Below are 20,881 nucleotides of genomic sequence, written 5' to 3' on the forward strand. Positions count from 1 at the left end.
GCAATTCCGTCCCACAGGCGTGGCATTTCCCGACAGGCCCACGATTTGATACGGGGGCTGGCCGCAAGCGGGTCGCCCCGTATAATGCCGCCATCGCCACTGGTATGGATTAACGGATTGCATATGACTGAACAGCGCCCTATTGCGGTCCTGGGAGGCGGAAGTTTTGGTACCGCCGTGGCTAACCTGCTGGCCGAGAACGGTCATGCGGTGCGCCAGTGGATGCGCGATCCCGAGCAGGCCGAGGCCATTCGCGTACACCGCGAAAACCCGCGTTACCTTAAAGGCATCAAGATTCATCCGGCGGTCGAGCCGGTCACCGACCTGTTGGCCACCCTGGCGGACTGCGACCTGTGCTTTGTTGCGCTGCCTTCCAGCGCCTTGCGCGCGGTGCTGGCGCCCCATGCCGAGCGCCTGGCGGGCAAGCTGCTGGTCAGCCTGACCAAGGGCATCGAGGCGCAGACCTTCAAGTTGATGAGCGAAATCCTCGCCGAGATCGCCCCCCAGGCGCGCATTGGCGTGCTGTCCGGGCCGAACCTGGCGCGGGAAGTCGCCGAGCACGCGCTGACCGCCACGGTGATCGCCAGCGAGGATGAGGCGTTGTGCGAGCGCGTCCAGGCGGTGCTGCATGGCCGGACCTTCCGCGTGTACGCCAGTGGCGACCGCTTTGGCGTGGAACTGGGCGGGGCGCTGAAAAACGTCTACGCGATCATCGCCGGCATGGCGGTGGCGCTGGGCATGGGCGAAAACACCAAGAGCATGCTGATTACCCGTGCCCTGGCGGAAATGACCCGCTTCGCGGTGAACCAGGGCGCCAACCCCATGACCTTCCTGGGCCTGGCCGGCGTGGGCGACTTGATCGTCACCTGCTCGTCGCCGAAAAGCCGCAACTACCAGGTGGGTTTCGCCCTGGGCCAGGGCCTGAGCCTGGAAGACGCGGTGACGCGCCTGGGTGAAGTGGCCGAAGGGGTCAACACCCTCAAGGTGCTCAAGGCCAAGGCCCAGGAAGTCGGCGTGTACATGCCGCTGGTCGCCGGGCTGCACGCGATCCTGTTTGAAGGGCGCACCTTGAACCAGGTCATCGAGTTGCTGATGCGGGCCGAGCCCAAAACCGACGTCGACTTTATTTCCACCAGTGGTTTCAACTGAGGAACGCGCCATGAACGATCCAAAAGCAGCCCCCAAGTACGAGTCCATTGTCCTGCGCATCCTGTGGATGCTGGTGTTTGCCCTGGTGTGGCAGGTGGCGCAGTTCCTGCTCGGCGCATTGGTGGTGGTGCAGTTGATCTACCGCCTGGTCTACAGCGCGCCGAACCTCGGCCTGATGAACTTCGGCGACAGCCTCAGCCAGTTTCTTGCCCAGATCGGCCGCTTTGGCAGCTTCCACACCGAGCAGAAGCCCTGGCCGTTCGCCGACTGGCCAACCCCGCGCGCTCCCGAGGGCGAAGCCGCCCACAGCGTGCCGCCGGCGCCGCACCCGGTGCGGGATGAGGAGCCGAAGCTATGAAGGTGTGGGTCTTGCGTCACGGTGAGGCCGAGGCGCATGCCCGCACGGATGCCGAGCGCAACCTCACCGAGCATGGCCGCGCCGAGGTGTTGCGCAGTGCTGCGCACCTGATCGGCCAGCCGCTCAGCGCGATCCTTGCCAGCCCGTACGTGCGGGCGCAGCAAACTGCACAGCTGGTGCGGGACGCGTTGGGTTTTGCGCCGGACATCCGCACGGTGCCTTGGCTCACGCCGGAGGGCAATCCGCTGGAGGTCCTGAGCAAGCTCGACAGTGATGACAACGTGCTGCTGGTCAGTCATCAGCCCCTGGTCGGCAGCTTGATCAGTTTTCTGCAGCATGGCCATCAGCGCCAGCCGCAGCCGATGTCCACCGCCAGCCTGGCAGAGCTTGAGGGCGACTTCCCGCTGGCGGGGTTGATGAGCCTGGTCAGCTTGAAGAATCCGTAGGCTACCGCCAGGCCACAGAGGATCGGGTCTTATGTCCGTCGCTTTTCGTTGGAGCGAGCGCAGCGAGGCAGTTGTGTGGCAGGATTAGGGCCGTAATAAAACCAATAAGGACAATTCCATGAGCTTGTGGCGCACCCAACCGAATATCGAGCAACTCAATGCCGGCCAGAAAAACACCATCGGTGAACTGCTGGACATCCGTTTTGAAAGCTTCGACGAGGAATCCCTCACCGCCAGCATGGTGGTCGACCACCGCACTCACCAGCCCTACGGCCTGCTGCATGGCGGTGCGTCGGTGGTTCTGGCCGAGAGCGTCGGCTCCGTGGCGGCCTATTTGTGCATCGACCCGAGCAAGTTCTATTGCGTGGGCCTGGAGGTCAACGCCAATCACCTGCGCGGTGTGCGCAGCGGGCGGGTGACGGCGGTGGCCAAGGCGATCCATATCGGCCGCACCACCCAGGTCTGGGACATTCGCCTGACCACCGATGACGGCAAGTGCAACTGTGTCTCACGGCTGACCATGGCCGTGGTGCCTTTGGGCGAAACCCCTCCGGCGCGATAGGTGTGGCGTGAGTGTCATCATTCCTGGCAGTTACAGTCATTGCTGTGGGGCTTGGGCCTGGTGACAATCAATCTCGGTTTTTGCAGATGGATCCGCTATGTCGCAGCACGTGTTTTTTGCCCACGCCAATGGCTTCCCCTCGGCCACCTACGGCAAGCTGTTTGCCGCCCTGGCCCCGGAGTATGCGGTGGCTCACTTGCCGCAACACGGTCACGACCCCAGGTTTCCAGTGGACGATAACTGGCAGAACCTGGTGGACGAGTTGATCCATCATCTGGAGCAGCAACCGCAGCCCGTCTGGGGCGTGGGCCACTCCCTGGGTGGCGTGCTGCATTTGCACGCGGCCCTGCGCTGCCCGCAGCTGTATCGCGGGGTAGTGATGCTCGATTCGCCGGTATTGACCCGCGCCGACCGTTGGGTGATCCGCGCCGCCAAGCGCTTCGGTTTTATCGACCGCCTCACGCCGGCCGGCCGTACCCTGGGCCGTCGTGAGGAATTCAGCGACCTGGACGCCGCGCGCAGCTACTTCGCCGGCAAGACCCTGTTCCGAGGCTTCGACCCGGAATGCTTCGACGCCTACCTGCAACACGGCCTGTACCAGGCGGGTGATCGCCTGCGCCTGCGTTTCGACCCGGCCACCGAAATCAGCATCTACCGGGGCGTGCCCCACACCAGTCCCGGCCAGGTGCGCCAATTGAAAGTGCCGCTGGCGGTGGTGCGCGGTCGCCAGAGCCGCGTGGTGATGCGTCACCACGCCAGCGGCGTCGACCGTCTGCCCATGGGCGAAATGCTCACCATGCCCGGCGGCCATATGTTTCCCCTCGAACGCCCCCAGGACACCGCGACCTTGATCAAGACCCTGTTCGCCCGCTGGGAAGCCCGGGAGCGCAGCTGCGCATGAGCACACCCGTCGAAGAGGTTCGCCTGAGCCTGCCGCACATTGAGTTGGCGGCCCATCTGTTTGGCTCCGAGGACGGTTTGCCGGTGATCGCCCTGCATGGCTGGCTGGACAATGCCAACAGCTTTGCACGCCTGGCGCCGAAGCTTGCGGGTTTGCGTATCGTGGCGCTGGACATGGCCGGCCATGGGCATTCGGCGCATCGTCCTACAGGTGCCGGTTATGCCTTGTGGGATTACGTCCACGACGTGCTGCACGTTGCCGAGCAACTGGGCTGGAAACGTTTTGCATTACTCGGCCACTCCCTCGGCGCCATCGTGTCCCTGGTGCTGGCCGGTGCCTTGCCGGAACGGGTGACGCACCTGGGTTTGATTGACGGCGTGATCCCGCCCACTGCCAGCGGTGAGAACGCCGCCGAGCGCCTGGGCATGGCCTTGCAGGCGCAATTGAATCTGCAGGATAAGCGCAAGCCGGTCTACACCACCCTCGACCGGGCGGTTGAGGCGCGTATGAAAGGTCTGGTCGCCGTGAGCCGTGAAGCCGCAGAACTGCTGGCCCAGCGCGGTTTGATGCCGGTGCCGGGCGGTTATACCTGGCGCTCGGACAGTCGCCTGACCCTGGCATCGCCGATGCGCCTGACCGATGAGCAGGCGATGGCTTTCGTGCGCCGCGTGGGTTGCCCTACGCAGTTGGTGGTCGCCGCCGATGGCATGTTGGCGAAACATCCCGAATTGCTTTCCCAGCTACCCTTTACGGTAACCACGTTGCCGGGTGGCCATCATTTACACCTGAATGATGAGCCTGGTGCGGTCCTTGTTGCAGACTGTTTCAATCGGTTCTTCTCCGCGCCTTGACTTGGGGCGGTCAACTGCCGAGGCTGGGCGGATTGAAAGGGAGTCAACCATGAACCAACTCAACACTGCTGCGACCTCTGATGGCCAGGGCTCACCGATCCGATGAGCCTGCGTAAAGGATGTATACGTGCCCTCGGACTGTGCTGTTTCAGCCCCTTGGTGTTCGCCGCCGATGTGCCGGGAAGCCAGGACCTGCCTGCCGTGGCCCGTCAGGTCGACGCACAGATCGTCGATTACCGTCCCGCTGAAGAAAAGGAACGCATCTACCCCATGGGGGCGATCCGCAAGATCAGTGGCCAGTTGCGTTATGAGGGCCAGGCCACCGCCCGTGGGCAAGCCACAGCGATTACCTACGAGCTGCCTGCCGAACACACCTCCAGTGCTGCGTTCACGTCGACGCGCGAAGCGTTGCAGGCCAACGGCGCGCAGTTGTTGTTCTGGTGCCAGGCCCGCGATTGCGGTGAAAGCAGCCTGTGGGCCAACGAAGTGTTCGGTAATGCCAAGCTGGTAGGTGCCGACGGCCAGCAGGAATACCTGCTGCTGCGTCTCGCCGCCCCGCAGGAAAACTCCCTGGTGGCCATCTACGGCATCACCCGAGGCAACCGTCGTGCCTACCTGCATGTGGAGCAGTTGGATGCCGGCGCACCGCTGGGCGACCTGTTGCCCACCTCGGCCACCTTGTTGCGCGAGCTCAAAAGCACCGGTGAGCTGGATTTCCCCGCGCTTGGCGGCGACCCCGACGACACCTGGCTGACCCTGATTTCCCGGGGCTTGAACCTCGATACGACCTTGCGCGTCAGCCTGACCGGCCCGAAAGCCGAAGCCTGGCGCCAGGCTTTGGTCGACAAAGGCGTGCGCGCCGCGCGCCTGGAAACCGGCAGCACTGAAACCAAAGGCCTGCACCTGCATCTGATACGCTGACCGCAACAGGGCGAACGGACCCGTGCCGTTCGCCTAAGCTCTCTTCCTACAGCCTTTTCTAGAGATACCCCATGCTCAATAACGATCGCCTGCTGGTGCAAATCCTGCTGCTGGTGCTGTTTGGTGCCAGCTTCTGGGTGATGGCGCCGTTCTGGTCGGCGCTGTTCTGGGGGGCGGTGCTGGCGTTTGCCAGTTGGCCGCTGATGGTGCTGCTGACCCGCGCGCTGGGTGGCCGTGAATCCCTGGCCGCCGGCATCCTGACCCTGGGCTGGATGTTGCTGGTGGCGGTGCCGCTGGTATGGCTGGGGTTCAATCTCGCGGACCATGTGCGCGATGCCGTGGCGTTGATCAAGGATATTCAGGTCGATGGGCTGCCCGAGGCGCCAGCCTGGTTGGGGGCGATTCCCTTTGTGGGGGAACGCCTGGTCGGCATGTGGAACAGCATCGACGAGCAGGGCGCGGCGCTGATGGTCAGCCTCAAGCCGTACCTGGGGCAGGTGGGCAATTGGCTGTTGGCGCGCAGTGCGCAGATCGGCGGCGGCATCCTCGAACTGACCCTGAGCCTGGTGTTCGTGTTCTTTTTTTATCGTGATGGGCCGCGTCTGGCGATGTTCGTGCATCGCTTGCTGGAACGACTGATCGGTGACCGTGCCGGTTACTACATCGAACTGGTGGCCGGTACGGTGCAGCGGGTGGTCAACGGTGTGATCGGCACTGCCGCCGCCCAGGCCCTGCTGGCACTGATCGGCTTCCTGATCGCCGGCGTGCCGGGTGCGTTGGTGCTGGGGATCGTGACGTTCCTGCTCAGCCTGATCCCGATGGGCCCGCCGCTGGTATGGATCCCGGCCACGGCCTGGCTGGCGTGGAAAGGCGACTACACCTATGCGGTGTTCCTTGGCGTGTGGGGGACGTTCATCATCAGCGGCGTGGACAACGTGCTCAAGCCCTACCTGATCAGCCGTGGCGGCAACCTGCCGCTGGTGATCGTGTTGCTCGGGGTCTTCGGCGGCTTGATTGCCTTTGGCTTTATCGGCCTGTTTATCGGCCCGACCCTGCTGGCCGTGGCCTACAGCCTGCTGATGGATTGGAGCGCAACCCAGGCCCAGGTTCGGCGTGAAGACAAGCCCCTTTAAGCCCTGGGCAACCACATCACGGCGGTCAAGCCGCCGCCTGGGGTCTCTTCCAGGCTCAGGCGGCCGCCCAGGCGCTCCGCGGCTTCCTTGGAAATGGTCATGCCCAGGCCAACGCCGCCGGAATTGCGGTTACGCGAGCCTTCCAGCCGATAGAACGGCTCGAACACTGCCTCACGCTTATCGACCGCGATCCCCGGCCCGTGGTCGATCACACGGATGACCAGCGCTTCGCGGCTGTCCTCCAGCTCCACGCGGGCGGTGCCGGCATAACGCAAGGCGTTGTCGATCAGGTTGTTGAGGCATGAGCGCAGGGCCATCGGTTGCACCTGCAAGGGCAGGCAGCTGCCCGCACATTGCACATCGGAGCCTTGGTCCTGGGCGTTTTCACTCATGGACTCCACCAGCGCCTGCACATCCAGCCAATGCCGGGTTTCACTGGTGCGCTGTTCGTGCAGGTAGCTCAGGGTGGCGTCGAGCATGTCGATCATGTCGTTCAGGTCCTGGCGCATCTGGCCCTGCAGCCGGGTGTCCTCGATCTGCTCCAGGCGCAGCTTGAGGCGTGACAGCGGGGTGCGCAGGTCATGGGAGACGGCGCCGAGCATGCGCGCGCGTTGGCTGACCTGCTCGCGAATACGCCTTTGCATCAGGTTGAAGGTCGAGGCGGCCTGCCGTGCTTCCCTCGGGCCGGATTCATCGAGGGGTGGGCTGTCGAGGTCCAGGCTCAAGCGTTCCGCCGCTTCACTCAGGCGCTGTATCGGCCGGCTCAGCAGTTTGGCACCGTACCAGGCCGCGATAATCAACGAGACGAATTGAAAGGTCAGGGGCACCACCGGGCCGCCAAACCAGGGGCGTGGGTGCTTGTCGCGCATCGGCGCCAGGGTCCCGTCCGGCTGCTCGATAAATCGCTCAGGAGGGGGCGGCGGCGGTTGGCCGTAGTGGTGAAACCAGAAGAACGCCAGCCCATGGGCCAGCACAATCGCCACCAGTAACACGCCGAACAGCCGACCGAACAGCGTGTTGAAGGGCGCGCGCATCAGCCAATATCCCGGGCGTCGAACAGGTAGCCTTCGCCGCGCACGGTCTTGATCAACTGCGGTGCCTTGGGGTCATCCCCGAGTTTTTGCCGCAGGCGCGACACCAGCAAGTCGATACTGCGATCAAAGGCCTCTATCGAGCGGCCACGGGCGGCATCAAGCAGCTGCTCACGGCTCAGCACCCGGCGCGGGCGTTCGATAAACACCCACAACAGGCGGAATTCCGCGTTGGACAGCGGCACCACCAGGCCATCGTCGGCCACCAATTGACGCAACACGCTGTTGAGGCGCCAGTTGTCGAAGCGGATATTCGCGCGCTGTTCGGTGCGGTCATCGCGCACGCGGCGCAGGATGGTCTGGATCCGCGCTACCAGTTCACGGGGTTCGAAGGGCTTGGACATGTAGTCGTCGGCCCCCAGTTCCAGGCCGATGATGCGGTCGGTGGGCTCGCAGCGGGCGGTGAGCATCAGGATCGGGATATCCGATTCGGCGCGCAGCCAGCGGCACAGGGTCAGGCCGTCTTCCCCCGGCAGCATCAGGTCGAGTACCACCACATCATAGGTTTCGGCTTGCATGGCCAGGCGCATCGCGGCGCCGTCGGTCACGCCGGTGGCGAGGATATTGAAGCGTGCCAGGTAGTCGATCAGCAATTCGCGGATCGGCACATCGTCGTCGACGATCAGCGCACGGGTGTTCCAGCGCTTGTCATCGGCGACCACCGCGCCTTTTTGCTCGTCGTTCACGGGGACGGAAGGGGTATGCATAGTGCGATCATCTGCCTGGTTGTTACGGTCAGCATAGGCGCCCAGCCCCATGGCTGGTAGTGCTGGTCGGTGGGTCGTGCGGGCGAGGCTAGCGGCAGGGAGTGTTGTGGGCATGTCATGAATGTATCAGCTTTGAAATAATCATCTGGAATGCCTGGCTGATGGCGGTTGGTCAGTATTTACCGATCATCGGATCCCGCAACGGCGCTGCTTGCGCTACAATCCGCGCCGATTTCGACTTGCCTGAGAGCCCATTCCAATGTCCGCCTGCCAGACTCCTATCATCGTCGCCCTGGATTACCCCACCCGTGACGCCGCACTGAAGCTGGCTGACCAGTTGGACCCCAGGCTTTGCCGGGTCAAGGTCGGCAAGGAACTGTTCACCAGCTGCGCCGCGGAAATCGTCGGCACCCTGCGTGACAAAGGCTTCGAGGTGTTCCTCGACCTGAAATTCCACGACATCCCCAACACCACCGCCATGGCGGTCAAGGCTGCGGCCGAGATGGGCGTGTGGATGGTCAACGTACACTGCTCCGGCGGCCTGCGCATGATGACCGCCTGCCGCGAAGTGCTGGAACAGCGCAGCGGCCCCAAGCCGTTGCTGATCGGCGTGACCGTGCTGACCAGCATGGAGCGCGAGGACCTGGCGGGCATTGGCCTGGATATCGAGCCTCAGGAGCAGGTGCTGCGCCTGGCCGCCCTGGCGCAGAAAGCCGGCCTTGATGGCCTGGTGTGCTCGGCGCTGGAAGCCCAGGCCTTGAAAACTGCCCATCCGTCGTTGCAATTGGTGACCCCGGGGATTCGCCCTGCGGGCAGTGCCCAGGACGACCAGCGCCGCATCCTGACCCCGCGCCAGGCACTGGACGCGGGTTCCGACTACCTGGTGATCGGTCGTCCGATCAGCCAGGCGGCGGATCCGGCCAAGGCGTTGGCGGCGGTAGTCGCCGAGATCGCCTGATCGATGCGCGTTCCCACGTTCGCGTGGGAACGCGCGGATCTGCCGTGTATCAGCTGACCTTGAGCACCAATTTGCCAAAGTTTTCGCCGTTGAACAGCTTCATCAGCGTCTCCGGGAACGTCTCCAGCCCCTCGACGATATCCTCCTTGCTCTTGAGCTTGCCCTGGGCCATCCAGCCGGCCATTTCCTGCCCGGCGGCGGCAAAGTTCGCCGCGTGATCCATCACCACAAAGCCTTCCATCCTTGCGCGGTTGACCAGCAGTGAGAGGTAGTTGGCCGGGCCTTTCACCGCTTCCTTGTTGTTGTACTGGCTGATGGCCCCGCAAATCACCACGCGGGCTTTCAACGCCAGCCGACTGAGCACCGCGTCAAGAATGTCGCCGCCGACGTTATCGAAATACACATCCACGCCTTTAGGGCACTCGCGCTTCAGGGCGGCGGGTACGTCTTCGTTCTTGTAGTCGATGGCGGCGTCGAAGCCCAGCTCATCCACCAGGAACTTGCACTTGTCGGCGCCGCCGGCAATGCCGACCACGCGGCAGCCTTTGAGCTTGGCGATCTGCCCGGCAATGCTGCCCACGGCACCGGCCGCGCCGGAGATCACCACGGTTTCACCGGCCTTGGGCGCGCCGGTGTCCAGCAGTGCGAAGTAGGCGGTCATGCCGGTCATGCCCAGCGCAGACAGGTAGCGGGGCAGGGGCGCCAGATTGGGGTCGACCTTGTAGAAGCCGCGCGGTTCGCCCAGGAAGTAATCCTGCACGCCCAGGGCGCCATTCACGTAGTCCCCGACGGCGAATTTCGGGTTATTCGAGGCAATCACCTTGCCTACACCCAGCGCGCGCATGACCTCGCCGAGGCCTACGGGCGGAATGTAGGACTTGCCTTCATTCATCCAGCCACGCATGGCCGGGTCGAGGGACAGGTATTCGTTGTGCACCAGCACCTGCCCGTCCCCGGGCGTGCCCACCGGCACGACCTGGTAAGTGAAGGTTTCCCGCGTGGCCGCGCCGACCGGGCGTTTGGCGAGCAGGAATTGGCGGTTGGTCTGGGCGGTCATGGCAAGGACTCTTTAGAAGTGAAGCATGATTGATAGACCTTGGACGGCCCGGGGGCAAGGTCAGCCTAGGGTGCGAATGCTCATCGATAGGTGCCATTGATAGTGAGCCCGGTTGCCTTATCACTATGACTCATGCAGCACTAACCGGACTTCTGATAGTGCTGACGTGTGCGTCTCGGCGTTGGCTAGACTCGTGCCACTGCCATTAATCCCAATAGGACATCCTCCATGAGCATGACGTTTTCCGGCCAGGTCGCCCTGGTGACTGGCGCCGCCGCCGGTATTGGTCGCGCCACTGCGCTGGCGTTCGCCGCCGAAGGCTTGAAGGTCGTGGTCGCCGACCTGGACGTAGCTGGCGGCGAGGGTACGGTCGCGCTGATCCACCAGGCCGGGGGCGAGGCGCTGTTCGTGCGCTGCAACGTCACCCAGGAGGCGGATGTGCAGCAGTTGATGGCACAGACCATCGGCGCCTATGGTCGCCTGGACTATGCGTTCAATAACGCCGGCATCGAGATCGAGAAGGGCAGGCTGGCGGACGGCAGCCTGGATGAGTTCGACGCGATCATGGGCGTCAACGTCAAGGGTGTGTGGTTGTGCATGAAGTACCAGTTGCCGCTGCTGCTGGCCCAGGGCGGTGGGGCCATCGTCAACACCGCGTCGGTGGCGGGGTTGGGCGCGGCGCCGAAGATGAGTATCTACGCGGCCTCAAAGCACGCGGTGATCGGCCTGACCAAGTCCGCAGCTATCGAATACGCGAAGAAGAAAATCCGCGTCAATGCCGTCTGCCCGGCGGTGATCGATACCGATATGTTCCGGCGCGCCTATGAAGCCGACCCCCGCAAGGCCGAATTCGCCGCCGCCATGCACCCGGTCGGGCGTATCGGCAAGGTGGAGGAAATCGCCAGCGCAGTGCTGTACCTGTGCAGCGACGGAGCGGCGTTCACCACCGGCCACGCCTTGGCCGTGGACGGTGGCGCGACGGCTATCTAGGACCTGGCGCCGGCCCCTTGTTCGAAAACGTCTGGGCGCGCGTGGGGCTTTTCCAAAGCTGGCAAAACGCTGTGACCGAATATGTGTCAGTAGGTAAATAAGTCAATAAAATCAATAATTTAATAAATTTATGCAGCCGGAAACCTGCTGCTTCTGTGCTTAACTCTCCGGGTTGATAACAGACAGTTGAAGTGAGTGGCTCATGGATTTAGGGATCGATCGACAGGCCCTTGTACCGGTAGTGCAGCAAATCGTCAGTGCAGTGGTGCAATGGATTCGCAAGGACGGCGTGAGCCCCGGAACGCGCTTGCCGTCCGTCCGCCAGTTGGCCCTGGATAACCTGCTCAGCCAATCCAGCGTGATCGAAGCATTCGAACGGATGGTCGCCCAAGGGGTGCTGGCGCCCCGGCAGGGCTCGGGATTTGTGGTGGCCCAGCCGGCTGCCTGCCACGAAGGCAATTGGTATGAGGGGGCGGAGCGCGAGTGGGGCGCCTTTGCCGACAATCCTTTGGGCGAGTTGAAGCTGGGCTGTGGCTGGTTGCCCGATGCCTGGCGCGAAAGCGATGACATCAGTTACGCGATTCGTGAAGTCACCCGCACCGACACGGCCGGCCTGTTCAACTACAGCACCCCTCTGGGTCTGCCTGCGCTGCGCGAGCAACTGCTCAAGCGCCTGACCCAGATTCACATCGCCACCAGCCTGGAGCGCATCCTGACCACCGCAGGTGCCAGCCATGCCCAGGACCTGCTGATACGTACGCTGCTCAAGGCCGGCGACAGCGTGGTGGTCGAAACCCCCGGGTATGCCAACCTCTATCGGCAGCTGGCGTTCCAGGGCGTGCAACTGCTGGAAGTACCGCGTACCCGAGGCGGCCCCGACCTCCCGGCGCTTGAAGCGCTGCTGCAGCACCATCATCCCAAGTGCCTGTTCATCCACAGCCTCTATCACAATCCCACGGGCACCAGCCTGTGCCGGCTGGTGGCCGAGCGCTTGCTGGAACTGGCACACCGCAAGAACTTCCTGATCATCGAGGAAGATGTCTACGGCGATCTGCAACAGGCCAGTTGCACGCGGCTTTCTGCATTGCCCCATGATGATCGGGTGATCTACGTCGCGAGTTTTTCCAAGACCCTGAGCAGCGCCTTGCGCGTGGGCTACCTCTGCGCCAGCAGCGCAATCATCACGCAACTGGCCAGCCTCAAGACCTTGAGCGGCTTCGGCACCTCCCGGTTTGCTGAAGCGGTGGTCGCCACGTTGCTGGCCAATGGCACGTATCGCAAGTGGGTGCAGCGCCTGCGCAAGCGGTTGAGCAGTGAAATGGCCGTGACCCTGCAAGTGCTGGAGGACGAAGAGTGGGAGGTGTTCGCCGTACCCACCGGCGGTATGTTCCTGTGGGCACGCCCGGGGACGGCGCAGCCTTCGCGGTTGCAGGCGTGCGCCCGGCAGTTGGGGGTGTTGTTGTCGCCCGGAGCGTTGTTCAGTCCCACCGGCGGGCACAGTGAGTGGCTACGCCTTAATGTCGCCTATGCTACTGATCAACGTGCCTTGGCGTTGTTCCGTGCGATGGGGCCCGCCAGATCGACCTCGACCATTCTGAAAACGACGAGTGTGTAGCTTTTTGCCATTATTGTGGCGCCAGTGCCTTGTGCTCAGTGCCTTTTGATTGCGAATCTCGTTGCTTGTCCATCGGACTTGATGGCGTCCGCCATTGCAAGAGGATTCAAGTGCAATGATTTCAGGCGTGCAACGACGTTTCGCCAACCTGGGTATGGCGAAAAAACTGGGCTTGGGCTTCACCCTGGTGCTGCTGCTGACGGCGTTGGTCGCGGCTATCGGCGTGTGGTCCCTGCAAACCGTTGGCCAGCGTTTTGAAGGCCTCAAGGCCATGTCGTCGCTCAACAGCGGCTTGCTCAAGGTGCGCCTGATCGAACAGGACTACGCGCTGCACACCGACCCCAAGGCCGTCGACGCCTTGCATGAAAGTCTCGATGCCCTGGCGGCCCAGGCGGCCGGCCTCAAGGCCCAGTCTGCGGCGAATGTGCCGGTGATGGCCGAGGTTGAGCAGGCTCTGGCAGCCTACCGGAAGGCGTTCGATGAGTTTGTCGAGCTGACGCAGACCAAGGATCTGGCGCTGGAAATGGCCAGTTGGTCGGTGTCCAGCGTGGCGAATAACCTGGATGTATTGCAGGCCGGGCTGGCGGACGACGGCGCCTATGGCCTCAAGGAAAGCCAAGGTAAGGAGGGGGCCGAGTTTATCGAGCAGGCAGGCCAGATCAGTCAGGTTTCCCGCTTGATGTTGCAGGCCATGAACGAAGCCCATGTGCGCCTGGACCAGAGCCGCAAGGCGGATGCTGACGACGCCGAGCAAGGCAAGATCGAGCAGGCCGACCAGGCCCTGGCCCAGGTCGAGCAATTGAAAACGTCGGTCAAGGACCCTGGTTATCAGACGGTGCTCAACGAAGTTTCCGGGCATATCGCCGCCTTCAGCGAAAAGCTGGGGGAATACACCGGCCTGCTGGCCCAGGAAAAAGTCGTCTACAAACAACTGCATGATCGAGCTGACCAAGTCGTCAGCCGGGTCAACCAGGCCTATGACGCTGAAGACCTGTCGATGCAGGCGCAACTGAAGAAAAGCGCGATGTTGATCATTGGCTCGTCGGCCCTGGCCTTGCTGGTGGGGTTGATTGCGGCCTGGGTGATTACCCGCTTGATTGTCGCGCCGCTGCGCAGTGTGATCGCGGTAGCCCGACAGATTGCCGCCGGGGATCTGAGCGGGCGCATGGAGGTCAGCCGCCGTGATGAAATCGGCCAGTTGATGCAGGCGATGCAACAGATGGGCGGCGGCCTTAGCCAGATGGTCAGCGGCCTGCAGGCCGGTATCGAACAATTGGCCAGCTCGGCGCAGTCGCTGTCCAGCGTGACCGAGCAGACCAATGTCGAGGTCAGCAGCCAGAAGGAAGAAACCGAGCAGGTCGCTACCGCGATGAACCAGATGACCGCCACCGTGCACGATGTGGCACGCAACGCCGAGCAGGCCGCACAAGCCGCGCAGACGGCGGATGAAAAAGTCGACAGCGGCCAGCAGGTGGTGCGCCAGAGTTTGCAGCGTATCGAATTGTTGGCCACGTCCAGTACACGCGCGAGCACCAGCATCGAGAGCCTCAGTGCCGAAATCCAGAATATCGGCACCGTGCTGAGCGTGATTAAAAGCGTCGCCGAACAGACCAACCTGCTGGCCCTGAACGCAGCCATCGAAGCCGCCCGCGCAGGCGAACAGGGCCGGGGTTTTGCGGTGGTGGCCGATGAAGTACGGGCACTGGCCAAGCGCACCCAGCAGTCGACCGAAGAAATCGAGCGGCTGGTCAGTACCTTGCGCAGCGCGGCGCAATCATCGGTGCAGCAGATCCAGCAAAGTGGCGAACTGGTCAAGCTGGCGGTCAGCGATGCGCTGGAAACCGAAAGTGCCCTGGGCAGCATTGCGGTAGCGGTGTCGTTGATCCAGCAGATGAACCAGCAGATTGCCGCTGCGGCTGAGGAGCAGAGCTCGGTGGCCGAAGAGATCAACCGTAGTGTCACCAGTATTCGTGCGAGTGCCGATCAATCGGCGTTGAGCATGCAGGGCAATGCGGCGTCGAGCATCCAGCTGGCGCAGTTGGGGGCGGAGCTCAAGGGGATGGTGGGGCACTTCCGCCTTTGATCGCCGCCCCGAGGCGGCGATCAAAAGGGAGGGCGATCAGGCGTGGTTGGCGAGGAAGGTCAGCAGCGCTTCGTTGACGAAATCCGGGTTCTCCCGGCTGGAGATATGCCCGGCGTCTGGAATCAGGATCAGGGCACAGCCAATCAGTTCGGCCATTTCCTCGGATTCGGCGGGTGGCCGAGGCTTGTCCTGTTCGCCACACATCACCAAGGTGGTATCGGCGTCCAGCCGCGGTAGTTGCTCCAGTACATCTTCGCGGCTGAAGATCAATCGACCCAGGGGGACGATGCTGTGCAGCAGGCGTTCCCGGGGAAAGTCCTGCAGTGACTTGCGAAAATCCTGGTAGAGCGCCGATTCGCGGTCGATGTCGGGGCGAAAGAAGATCGGCGCGATCACATCCAGCAACGGCTCAGGAATGGCGCCGGCATCTTCAATCATCTTGAACAACGAGAAGTAATACTGGCGCGTGGCCTCTGGCTCGGCACCGAGGTAGGTGTCCATCAGCACCAGGCTGTTGATCCGCTCGGGGGCCTGCAATGCCAGGCGTGCGCCCCACATGCCGCCCACCGACAGGCCTGCCAGGTTGATCTGTGCGATCTCCAAATGGTCAAGCAGGGCCAGGACCTGGCGCGCAAGGTCGTCGAGGGTGTGGGTGGGGGCGGGGAGTTGGCCCGATTCGCCGTGGCCCCACAGTTCGGGCACGATGACCCGGTACTGTTGTGACAGGGCTTCGATCTGCGGGGCCCACATGTCGCGGTCCCACTGGTAGCTTGAGCCGAGCAGGACGACAGGGCCGGTGCCCTGGTCGACGTAATGCAGCGGTTGTCCATCAATGACGGCGATAGGCATAGCGGGCCTCTGACTTCACGGAGTGAGGGGCACTTTTTTACGCTAGTCGGGGGCGGGGCGATAGATGCAAATTGATGGCATGTTGGGGCGAGCGGGCAGCCCGCTCACCCCAGGGGAGTGGGCAGATCAGTCGTAGATGACTTTCTTTTTCCACTCGGCATCGGCGTCGACTTCTTTCATGCCTTCGGTCAATTCGTTGACTTCCTCCGCCGCCTGTTTGCTGTTAGCCAGCACGGTCGAGTTGGCGCGGGCCAGTTGACCTTCCAGCAATTGCAGCTGTGCACTGTAGAGCACCGGTTCAGGCTGCTTGCGCAGGTACTGCACGCCACGCTCGAAGGCCAGGCGCGCCTGGCCAGGCTGGCCCTGCTGCAAGGCGTGCTGGCCGAGGTTGTTGAAGAACTCTATGTGCAACAGCACCAGGATATGACGGATTTCCTTGATCCAGTGCTTGGCTTCGTTGGTCGGCAGGAACCCGTCCTGGGCGGCGCGGGTGACCTGGCCATGCAGGGCTTCCAGCAGGAAGCGCACGTCCTTGGCCTTGGCTTCGGTCTGGATCGGCGCCGGCGGGTTGTTCACCGGGATGGACTCGCCCTGGGCCACCAGCGTGTTCAGCTCGGTGATACGGGCCTTGAGCGGTGCACTGGTCTTGTTGAGGTTCAACAGGCGCTGATTGACGTTGAGCTCCAGGCGGGCCAATAACAGCTTGAGCGCCGGGGTCATCAGTTGGCCAGGGAAGGTCTCGGTGATCTCACCGCAACGGCGCAGGCGATCATTAAGCTCGATCTCGGTGCGCTTCTTTTCCAGCTTGTTGTTTTCCACCACGTGGTTCATGTAGCCAATGGCGATCAGTATTACGATCCCGGCAATTACCAGCAGGGTGATCATGAGTGGTGTCACCGGTGTGACCTCTTTGATAGGGTTTACAGTGGAGTGTAGTGACTGGGCTTGTCGACGGATAGGACTGATCGACCAGTTACCCAGGTAGTTCTTCTATATAAGTAGCCGCTCCCTGCGTAGATGCACATTGCCATCACTTGCTGGAACGAACTATAGCGCCTTGTCGGACGCCAGAATATAGGCGTCAAGGCCTGGACGGGCAGAATGCCCCGCGCGGGCCGGTAAACACGGGCGAAGTCATTGATTTAAATAAATTTATCCTTGGGGGTTGACGACCTTTCAATCCATCCATAGAATGCGCGCCACTTACAGCGTAAAGCACACAGCGAAACGCGGTAGGGAGTGAATGTTGTACGTGTGTCCCCTTCGTCTAGTGGCCTAGGACACCGCCCTTTCACGGCGGTAACAGGGGTTCGAGTCCCCTAGGGGACGCCATATGCGGGAATAGCTCAGTTGGTAGAGCACGACCTTGCCAAGGTCGGGGTCGCGAGTTCGAGTCTCGTTTCCCGCTCCAATTTACAAGCAGTGTGGCTTTCGGGCGGCACTGAGTGAAACCAGGACCAAGTCTTCGGACGAGGCCTCTGGGCACTGAAATACACACCATGTGTTTCAGTAGCGTGTCCCCTTCGTCTAGTGGCCTAGGACACCGCCCTTTCACGGCGGTAACAGGGGTTCGAGTCCCCTAGGGGACGCCATTTGCGGGAATAGCTCAGTTGGTAGAGCACGACCTTGCCAAGGTCGGGGTCGCGAGTTCGAGTCTCGTTTCCCGCTCCATATTCAACAAAAACGCCGATCAGTGATGATCGGCGTTTTTGTTTGTGCGTTATTTGTTCATCTGCCTGAACCTGTCATCTTCCTGACTCAGTTCCTGGCGTGTTCGAGATATAGTCTGGCGTTTGAGTTCAAGGAGCACGCGTGATGGCAGAAACTTCTCAATCGTCCGGTGAAACCAAGGTCGCCCCATTGGGTATCAGCGCCTTGGAAAAAGCATGGGATTTCCATTGGGCAATGCGCTTTGTCAGCGTTGTGCTGTTTCTCGATATCGCTTTGCTAATCCGTACCCGGACGCCCTTGGTGGAGTGGACGACCAGCAGCGATGCATTGCTCGCTGACTTGGGGTTCCTGGCGGTCACCGCGGCCTCTTTTGCGCTGGTGGTGTCTTTCGTTCTGCCGCTGTTGACGGAAATCGTTCGTGGGATCGGCACAAGGTTGCGAATGGCCTTTCCAAAGCTCTTGGGTGATGCCTATACACCTCCTTCAAGGGGGATCGGTTATGTGTGGGCCAACGACCTTCTGGACCTGGCACTGAAGGAAAACAGTGATTTCCTGCTTAGCTGGTATCAGCGGCATGTGCAGTTGCGAGAACAGCACCGGTTGATGATGAACAAAGTCGCGCACTTGGTGTTTGGTTGTTTGGTGCTGTCCGTCGTGGATTGGGCGGTGCCATATTTTGGATTCGGCACTGGTTCGCTGATTTTCTCGGCCATGCATGTACTGGGTGATACGGGGCTGTTTCTGGCCAGCATGGTCGTGGTAGCGGGCGGGGTAATGTTGGCGTCGGCATGGTTTGCCATCGAGTCTTCCCTGTATATCTACTACCCACCCCTGGACATGTTGCAGCGGGAGCAGGAGCGCAAGCGATACCAGGGCGCATGAAGAACCTGAGTAAAAATGCCGATCATCACTGATCGGCGTTTTTTTGCGCACACTTCAATCGCTGTCAGAGCTTCGGCAACTGTCCGATACGCCCCATCATTTCGGTGACTATCTGCAGATCCAGCAAGAACTGGTCGACCGTCTTGAACTCATTGTCGGTGTGCCCGGTGTATTTCACTTCCGGCCGCGCCAGGCCGAATTGCACGCCATTGGGCAGTTCATGCACGGACGTCGCGCCGGCCGAGGTGCCGAATTTGTGCTCCATACCGAGGTTTTCGCTGGCCACGGCCAACAAGGCCTTCACCCACTCACCTTCCGGGTTGCGGTACATCGGTTCGGCGACCGAGTAGGTGAAGTCCACGTTGACCTTGGTTTGCTTGTCCCAGGCGCTCAACTTGTCGGAAATCTCGGCTTTCAGTTTCTCCGGCGATTTGCCCTTTGGTACACGCAGGTTCACCGCCAGCTTGAAGGCTTTGTCATCCAGGCCGACAAAGGTCAGCGAGGTGGTCAGCGGCCCCATGAAATCATCGGAGAAACCCACGCCCAATTTGCCGCCCAGATAATCCAGACCCCAGTTGTCCGAGGCATAACGGGCCGCGTCGGTGATGTGGTTGTGCTTGAGGGCGATCTTGCCGTCGATGCTGTGGATCAGCTCCAGCATGCGCGACACCGGGTTGATACCGGATTCGGGCTCGGAGGAGTGCGCGGAAACCCCGGTCACTGTCAGCTTGACCTCTTTGCCAACCACCTTGGCTGTTACTTCGAAGTCACCGCCGTTGCGTTTGGCATACTCCGTACCGGCTTTTTGTAGGCTGGCGGCCAGTTCGGCAGGCGTGTCGCTGATCAACGTGGCAACCGAGGCCGAGGGAATCTGGTTGGTGGCCATGCCGCCGGTCATAGCGATGATTTCCGCGCCTTGGCCTTCCCCTTTGCGGCGCGGGAAGGTGGCCATGACAGTGCCATAACCTTTTTCGGCAATCACCACCGGGTAGCCGCCATCCAGCGCCAGGTTGTACTGCGGCGTCGGGTTGCGTTCGAAGTAATAGGGGATCGCGTCGCCGGAAGTTTCTTCGGTGGTGTCCACCAGCAGCTTGAAATTGCGCGCCAGCGGCAACTTCTCTTCCTTGATCACCTTCATGGCGTACATCGCCACCACGATGCCGTTTTTGTCATCCTCGGTGCCACGGCCATACATGCGGTCGCCGATCAGCGTGACCTTGAACGGGTCGAGCCTGGTGCCGTCTTTCAACACCCAGTTCTCCGGCGTCACCGGCACCACGTCGGCGTGGGCGTGGATACCCACCACTTCGTCGCCGTTGCCTTCCAGGGAAATCTCGTACACGCGGTTGTCGACGTTGCGGAAGTTCAGGTTGAAGGTCTTGGCCAGGGCCTGGATCTTGGCGGCAATCCGGATGAATTCCGGATTTTTGTACTGCGGCATGCCGTCCACGTTGAAGGTCGGAATTTCCACCAGTTCGCGCAAGGTATCGAGGGCGGCTTTGCCGTATTTCACTCGGGTGTAAATACCCAAAAGGCGATGGATTTCGTTCTGCTGGTCGGCGGTCAGGGTTTTGTTATCGAGGAAGGCACCGATCGCCGGGCCTACGTCGTTGGCCTTGCCCAGGTCGCCTTTGGCCAGGGTGCCGAGGAAACCACGGAAATCCGTGACCGACGTTTCGCTGAAGCTCGTCAGGATCGCCGTGCTTTGCTCTGGGGTGATGTTGGCAAAGGCAGGTGTGGTCATCACCGAAAGGCCGGCCGCGAACAGGGTGGCAGCCGCTAATTGCTTGAGTCGAAAGTGCATGGTCAGGGGCATTCCTTTGCAAAGGGAAATGGGGGATTCCTGATCAATATGTCAGAAATATTTCGACACACTACCACTGCCAAGGTGTGCCCGGGAGACCACTGGGAGGCTTATCTAAAAACTCGATAGCACCCGACTCTGCTCTCTAGTCCAGGCTGTAACGCACCGACAACGCACCCTTTTTCTCCGAAAGCGCCAGGATCGTTACCTGACCCAACTCGCCCAGCGTTTGCACATGGGTACCGCCGCAAGCGTAGGTGGGCAGATCACCGAAGCCCACTTCGCGGGTGCCGTCGTCCAGGGCCATATGGCGCGGGTAGTCGGCGGCGATCCATTGGTTGATCTGCTGTTGAATGATCTCGGCGTCCATGGCTTGCGCGGTTTCGCCACGGATAAAAGTGATCTTGCCTTCACCTGGCCAGTGGTGCGCCTTGATCGGCATCCAACCCAGGGTTTCGCCAGCGTTGCCGATCAAATGCCCGGCGGAGTGCAGGCGGGTGTGCAGGGCGCGGCGTGGTTCGTCGACCCGCGCGGTGATGGGGCCCGGTTCCACCGGTTGGTTGACATAGTGCACCACGCGATCGGTTTCCTGGGTGACTCGCAGCACCTGGCTGTCGCCCAGCCAGCCGGTATCGAACGGCTGGCCACCGCCTTGGGGATGGAAAATCGTCGACTGCAAAACGACCGCAAACTGGCCCTCGCAGGGGGTGCAACTGAGTACTTCAAGCTCGGCGGTCAGGTGGTCATGGGTGAAAAACAGGCGCTCGGTCATTTTCTACATCCGCATCAGGGTTCTGCGGGCAGTATAAATAGTGCCTGGATAGGTGATAATCCGCTCAAATATCAATGGACC

General features: G+C 61.7%; 20 protein-coding genes, 4 tRNA genes and 1 pseudogene. 18 read left to right on the forward strand and 7 right to left on the reverse strand.

Annotation, left to right across the window (positions count from 1 at the left end):
- Nucleotides 1–123 precede the first annotated feature (123 nt).
- The 8 genes from F6S08_RS10130 to F6S08_RS10165 all read left to right on the forward strand — a co-directional run bounded on the left by F6S08_RS10130 (nucleotide 124) and on the right by F6S08_RS10165 (nucleotide 6,321).
- On the forward strand, nucleotides 124–1,149 hold the full coding sequence (locus F6S08_RS10130) for an NAD(P)H-dependent glycerol-3-phosphate dehydrogenase (protein WP_065924502.1): 1,026 nt from the start codon (nucleotides 124–126) through the stop codon (nucleotides 1,147–1,149).
- Between the two features lie 10 nt (nucleotides 1,150–1,159).
- Nucleotides 1,160–1,507: a DUF4389 domain-containing protein gene (locus F6S08_RS10135; protein ID WP_065939916.1), complete on the forward strand. Its 348-nt coding sequence runs from the start codon at nucleotides 1,160–1,162 to the stop codon at nucleotides 1,505–1,507.
- Entirely contained in the window at nucleotides 1,504–1,953 is a 450-nt protein-coding gene (gene sixA / locus F6S08_RS10140) for a phosphohistidine phosphatase SixA (protein ID WP_315871349.1), read from the forward strand. Before F6S08_RS10135 ends, sixA begins: the two co-directional genes overlap by 4 nt.
- 118 nt (nucleotides 1,954–2,071) lie before the next feature.
- The gene (locus F6S08_RS10145; protein ID WP_065924505.1) at nucleotides 2,072–2,515 is read left to right on the forward strand and encodes a hotdog fold thioesterase; all 444 of its coding nucleotides are present in this window, start codon (nucleotides 2,072–2,074) and stop codon (nucleotides 2,513–2,515) included.
- A 97-nt stretch (nucleotides 2,516–2,612) separates the two neighbouring features.
- On the forward strand, nucleotides 2,613–3,416 hold the full coding sequence (locus F6S08_RS10150; protein ID WP_027607078.1) for an alpha/beta fold hydrolase: 804 nt from the start codon (nucleotides 2,613–2,615) through the stop codon (nucleotides 3,414–3,416).
- Complete coding sequence (locus F6S08_RS10155; RefSeq protein WP_315871350.1) at nucleotides 3,413–4,267, forward strand: alpha/beta hydrolase; 855 nt, start codon at nucleotides 3,413–3,415, stop codon at nucleotides 4,265–4,267. The genes F6S08_RS10150 and F6S08_RS10155 overlap by 4 nt, the downstream gene beginning before the upstream one ends.
- Nucleotides 4,268–4,369: 102 nt before the next feature.
- The gene (locus F6S08_RS10160) at nucleotides 4,370–5,188 is read left to right on the forward strand and encodes a DUF4892 domain-containing protein (RefSeq protein WP_065924507.1); all 819 of its coding nucleotides are present in this window, start codon (nucleotides 4,370–4,372) and stop codon (nucleotides 5,186–5,188) included.
- A gap of 71 nt (nucleotides 5,189–5,259) precedes the next feature.
- Nucleotides 5,260–6,321: an AI-2E family transporter gene (locus tag F6S08_RS10165; protein ID WP_065947278.1), complete on the forward strand. Its 1,062-nt coding sequence runs from the start codon at nucleotides 5,260–5,262 to the stop codon at nucleotides 6,319–6,321.
- Here F6S08_RS10165 and F6S08_RS10170 read toward each other — a convergent pair.
- Together F6S08_RS10170 and F6S08_RS10175 are read right to left on the reverse strand one after the other, a co-directional pair.
- Nucleotides 6,318–7,355, reverse strand: a complete 1,038-nt coding sequence (locus tag F6S08_RS10170; protein WP_315871351.1) for a sensor histidine kinase — start codon at nucleotides 7,353–7,355, stop codon at nucleotides 6,318–6,320. The two genes, F6S08_RS10165 and F6S08_RS10170, sit on opposite strands and share 4 nt — an antisense overlap.
- Entirely contained in the window at nucleotides 7,355–8,119 is a 765-nt protein-coding gene (locus F6S08_RS10175) for a response regulator (RefSeq protein ID WP_065924552.1), read from the reverse strand. Before F6S08_RS10175 ends, F6S08_RS10170 begins: the two co-directional genes overlap by 1 nt.
- 259 nt (nucleotides 8,120–8,378) lie before the next feature.
- Here F6S08_RS10175 and pyrF point away from each other — a divergent pair, with 259 nt between their 5' ends.
- On the forward strand, nucleotides 8,379–9,077 hold the full coding sequence (pyrF, locus tag F6S08_RS10180; protein ID WP_065947279.1) for an orotidine-5'-phosphate decarboxylase: 699 nt from the start codon (nucleotides 8,379–8,381) through the stop codon (nucleotides 9,075–9,077).
- Nucleotides 9,078–9,126: 49 nt separating this feature from the next.
- Here pyrF and F6S08_RS10185 read toward each other — a convergent pair whose 3' ends face one another.
- Nucleotides 9,127–10,134: an NADP-dependent oxidoreductase gene (locus tag F6S08_RS10185; protein WP_065947280.1), complete on the reverse strand. Its 1,008-nt coding sequence runs from the start codon at nucleotides 10,132–10,134 to the stop codon at nucleotides 9,127–9,129.
- Nucleotides 10,135–10,362: 228 nt separating this feature from the next.
- On the opposite strand from F6S08_RS10185, the gene F6S08_RS10190 reads away from it, so the two are divergent.
- The 4 genes and pseudogenes from F6S08_RS10190 to F6S08_RS31375 all read left to right on the forward strand — a co-directional run bounded on the left by F6S08_RS10190 (nucleotide 10,363) and on the right by F6S08_RS31375 (nucleotide 14,822).
- Nucleotides 10,363–11,124, forward strand: coding sequence for an SDR family oxidoreductase (locus F6S08_RS10190; RefSeq protein ID WP_065924512.1), 762 nt, complete (start codon nucleotides 10,363–10,365; stop codon nucleotides 11,122–11,124).
- Between the two features lie 202 nt (nucleotides 11,125–11,326).
- Nucleotides 11,327–12,739: a PLP-dependent aminotransferase family protein gene (locus tag F6S08_RS10195; protein ID WP_065924513.1), complete on the forward strand. Its 1,413-nt coding sequence runs from the start codon at nucleotides 11,327–11,329 to the stop codon at nucleotides 12,737–12,739.
- 1,024 nt (nucleotides 12,740–13,763) lie between these two features.
- A pseudogene (locus F6S08_RS31370) lies at nucleotides 13,764–13,961 on the forward strand (HAMP domain-containing protein); the annotation flags it as partial.
- Nucleotides 13,962–13,979: 18 nt separating this feature from the next.
- Complete coding sequence (locus F6S08_RS31375; protein ID WP_370671245.1) at nucleotides 13,980–14,822, forward strand: methyl-accepting chemotaxis protein; 843 nt, start codon at nucleotides 13,980–13,982, stop codon at nucleotides 14,820–14,822.
- 36 nt (nucleotides 14,823–14,858) lie between these two features.
- On the opposite strand, the gene F6S08_RS10205 is transcribed toward F6S08_RS31375, so the two are convergent.
- A complete protein-coding gene (locus F6S08_RS10205; protein WP_315871352.1) occupies nucleotides 14,859–15,671 on the reverse strand; it encodes an alpha/beta fold hydrolase in 813 nt (270 codons plus the stop codon).
- Between the two features lie 126 nt (nucleotides 15,672–15,797).
- Nucleotides 15,798–16,568: a hypothetical protein gene (locus F6S08_RS10210; RefSeq protein ID WP_027607090.1), complete on the reverse strand. Its 771-nt coding sequence runs from the start codon at nucleotides 16,566–16,568 to the stop codon at nucleotides 15,798–15,800.
- Between the two features lie 359 nt (nucleotides 16,569–16,927).
- Between F6S08_RS10210 and F6S08_RS10215 the strand changes: the two genes are divergently transcribed.
- The 5 genes from F6S08_RS10215 (at nucleotide 16,928) to F6S08_RS10235 (ending at nucleotide 18,224) form a co-directional block, all read left to right on the forward strand.
- Nucleotides 16,928–17,003: transfer RNA gene (locus tag F6S08_RS10215), tRNA-Glu, on the forward strand.
- Between the two features lie 3 nt (nucleotides 17,004–17,006).
- Nucleotides 17,007–17,082: transfer RNA gene (locus F6S08_RS10220), tRNA-Gly, on the forward strand.
- Nucleotides 17,083–17,187: 105 nt separating this feature from the next.
- Nucleotides 17,188–17,263: transfer RNA gene (locus tag F6S08_RS10225), tRNA-Glu, on the forward strand.
- Nucleotides 17,264–17,266: 3 nt separating this feature from the next.
- Nucleotides 17,267–17,342: transfer RNA gene (locus tag F6S08_RS10230), tRNA-Gly, on the forward strand.
- 144 nt (nucleotides 17,343–17,486) lie between these two features.
- The gene (locus tag F6S08_RS10235; RefSeq protein WP_065924516.1) at nucleotides 17,487–18,224 is read left to right on the forward strand and encodes a hypothetical protein; all 738 of its coding nucleotides are present in this window, start codon (nucleotides 17,487–17,489) and stop codon (nucleotides 18,222–18,224) included.
- A 64-nt stretch (nucleotides 18,225–18,288) separates the two neighbouring features.
- Here F6S08_RS10235 and F6S08_RS10240 read toward each other — a convergent pair whose 3' ends face one another.
- Both F6S08_RS10240 and F6S08_RS10245 read right to left on the reverse strand, forming a co-directional pair.
- Nucleotides 18,289–20,028 carry a dipeptidase gene (locus F6S08_RS10240; protein WP_065924553.1) on the reverse strand — a complete coding sequence of 580 codons (1,740 nt, stop codon included), beginning with the start codon at nucleotides 20,026–20,028 and terminating at the stop codon, nucleotides 18,289–18,291.
- Between the two features lie 145 nt (nucleotides 20,029–20,173).
- Nucleotides 20,174–20,800, reverse strand: coding sequence for a hypothetical protein (locus F6S08_RS10245; RefSeq protein ID WP_065924517.1), 627 nt, complete (start codon nucleotides 20,798–20,800; stop codon nucleotides 20,174–20,176).
- Between the last annotated feature and the right edge of the window lie 81 nt (nucleotides 20,801–20,881).

This window comes from Pseudomonas sp. JV449 (genome assembly GCF_032424295.1).
GTDB classification, from domain to species: Bacteria; Pseudomonadota; Gammaproteobacteria; order Pseudomonadales; family Pseudomonadaceae; genus Aquipseudomonas; species Aquipseudomonas marginalis.

What these genes read in the sequence shown, in the direction of transcription:
- F6S08_RS10130 (WP_065924502.1), top strand. Translation starts at nt 124, where the DNA reads ATGACTGAACAGCGCCCTATTGCGGTCCTGGGAGGCGGAAGTTTTGGT.
- F6S08_RS10135 (WP_065939916.1), top strand. Translation starts at nt 1,160, where the DNA reads ATGAACGATCCAAAAGCAGCCCCCAAGTACGAGTCCATTGTCCTGCGC.
- sixA (WP_315871349.1), top strand. Translation starts at nt 1,504, where the DNA reads ATGAAGGTGTGGGTCTTGCGTCACGGTGAGGCCGAGGCGCATGCCCGC.
- F6S08_RS10145 (WP_065924505.1), top strand. Translation starts at nt 2,072, where the DNA reads ATGAGCTTGTGGCGCACCCAACCGAATATCGAGCAACTCAATGCCGGC.
- F6S08_RS10150 (WP_027607078.1), top strand. Translation starts at nt 2,613, where the DNA reads ATGTCGCAGCACGTGTTTTTTGCCCACGCCAATGGCTTCCCCTCGGCC.
- F6S08_RS10155 (WP_315871350.1), top strand. Translation starts at nt 3,413, where the DNA reads ATGAGCACACCCGTCGAAGAGGTTCGCCTGAGCCTGCCGCACATTGAG.
- F6S08_RS10160 (WP_065924507.1), top strand. Translation starts at nt 4,370, where the DNA reads ATGAGCCTGCGTAAAGGATGTATACGTGCCCTCGGACTGTGCTGTTTC.
- F6S08_RS10165 (WP_065947278.1), top strand. Translation starts at nt 5,260, where the DNA reads ATGCTCAATAACGATCGCCTGCTGGTGCAAATCCTGCTGCTGGTGCTG.
- F6S08_RS10170 (WP_315871351.1), bottom strand. Translation starts at nt 7,355, where the DNA reads ATGCGCGCGCCCTTCAACACGCTGTTCGGTCGGCTGTTCGGCGTGTTA.
- F6S08_RS10175 (WP_065924552.1), bottom strand. Translation starts at nt 8,119, where the DNA reads ATGCATACCCCTTCCGTCCCCGTGAACGACGAGCAAAAAGGCGCGGTG.
- pyrF (WP_065947279.1), top strand. Translation starts at nt 8,379, where the DNA reads ATGTCCGCCTGCCAGACTCCTATCATCGTCGCCCTGGATTACCCCACC.
- F6S08_RS10185 (WP_065947280.1), bottom strand. Translation starts at nt 10,134, where the DNA reads ATGACCGCCCAGACCAACCGCCAATTCCTGCTCGCCAAACGCCCGGTC.
- F6S08_RS10190 (WP_065924512.1), top strand. Translation starts at nt 10,363, where the DNA reads ATGAGCATGACGTTTTCCGGCCAGGTCGCCCTGGTGACTGGCGCCGCC.
- F6S08_RS10195 (WP_065924513.1), top strand. Translation starts at nt 11,327, where the DNA reads ATGGATTTAGGGATCGATCGACAGGCCCTTGTACCGGTAGTGCAGCAA.
- F6S08_RS31375 (WP_370671245.1), top strand. Translation starts at nt 13,980, where the DNA reads ATGGTCAGCGGCCTGCAGGCCGGTATCGAACAATTGGCCAGCTCGGCG.
- F6S08_RS10205 (WP_315871352.1), bottom strand. Translation starts at nt 15,671, where the DNA reads ATGCCTATCGCCGTCATTGATGGACAACCGCTGCATTACGTCGACCAG.
- F6S08_RS10235 (WP_065924516.1), top strand. Translation starts at nt 17,487, where the DNA reads ATGGCAGAAACTTCTCAATCGTCCGGTGAAACCAAGGTCGCCCCATTG.
- F6S08_RS10240 (WP_065924553.1), bottom strand. Translation starts at nt 20,028, where the DNA reads ATGCACTTTCGACTCAAGCAATTAGCGGCTGCCACCCTGTTCGCGGCC.
- F6S08_RS10245 (WP_065924517.1), bottom strand. Translation starts at nt 20,800, where the DNA reads ATGACCGAGCGCCTGTTTTTCACCCATGACCACCTGACCGCCGAGCTT.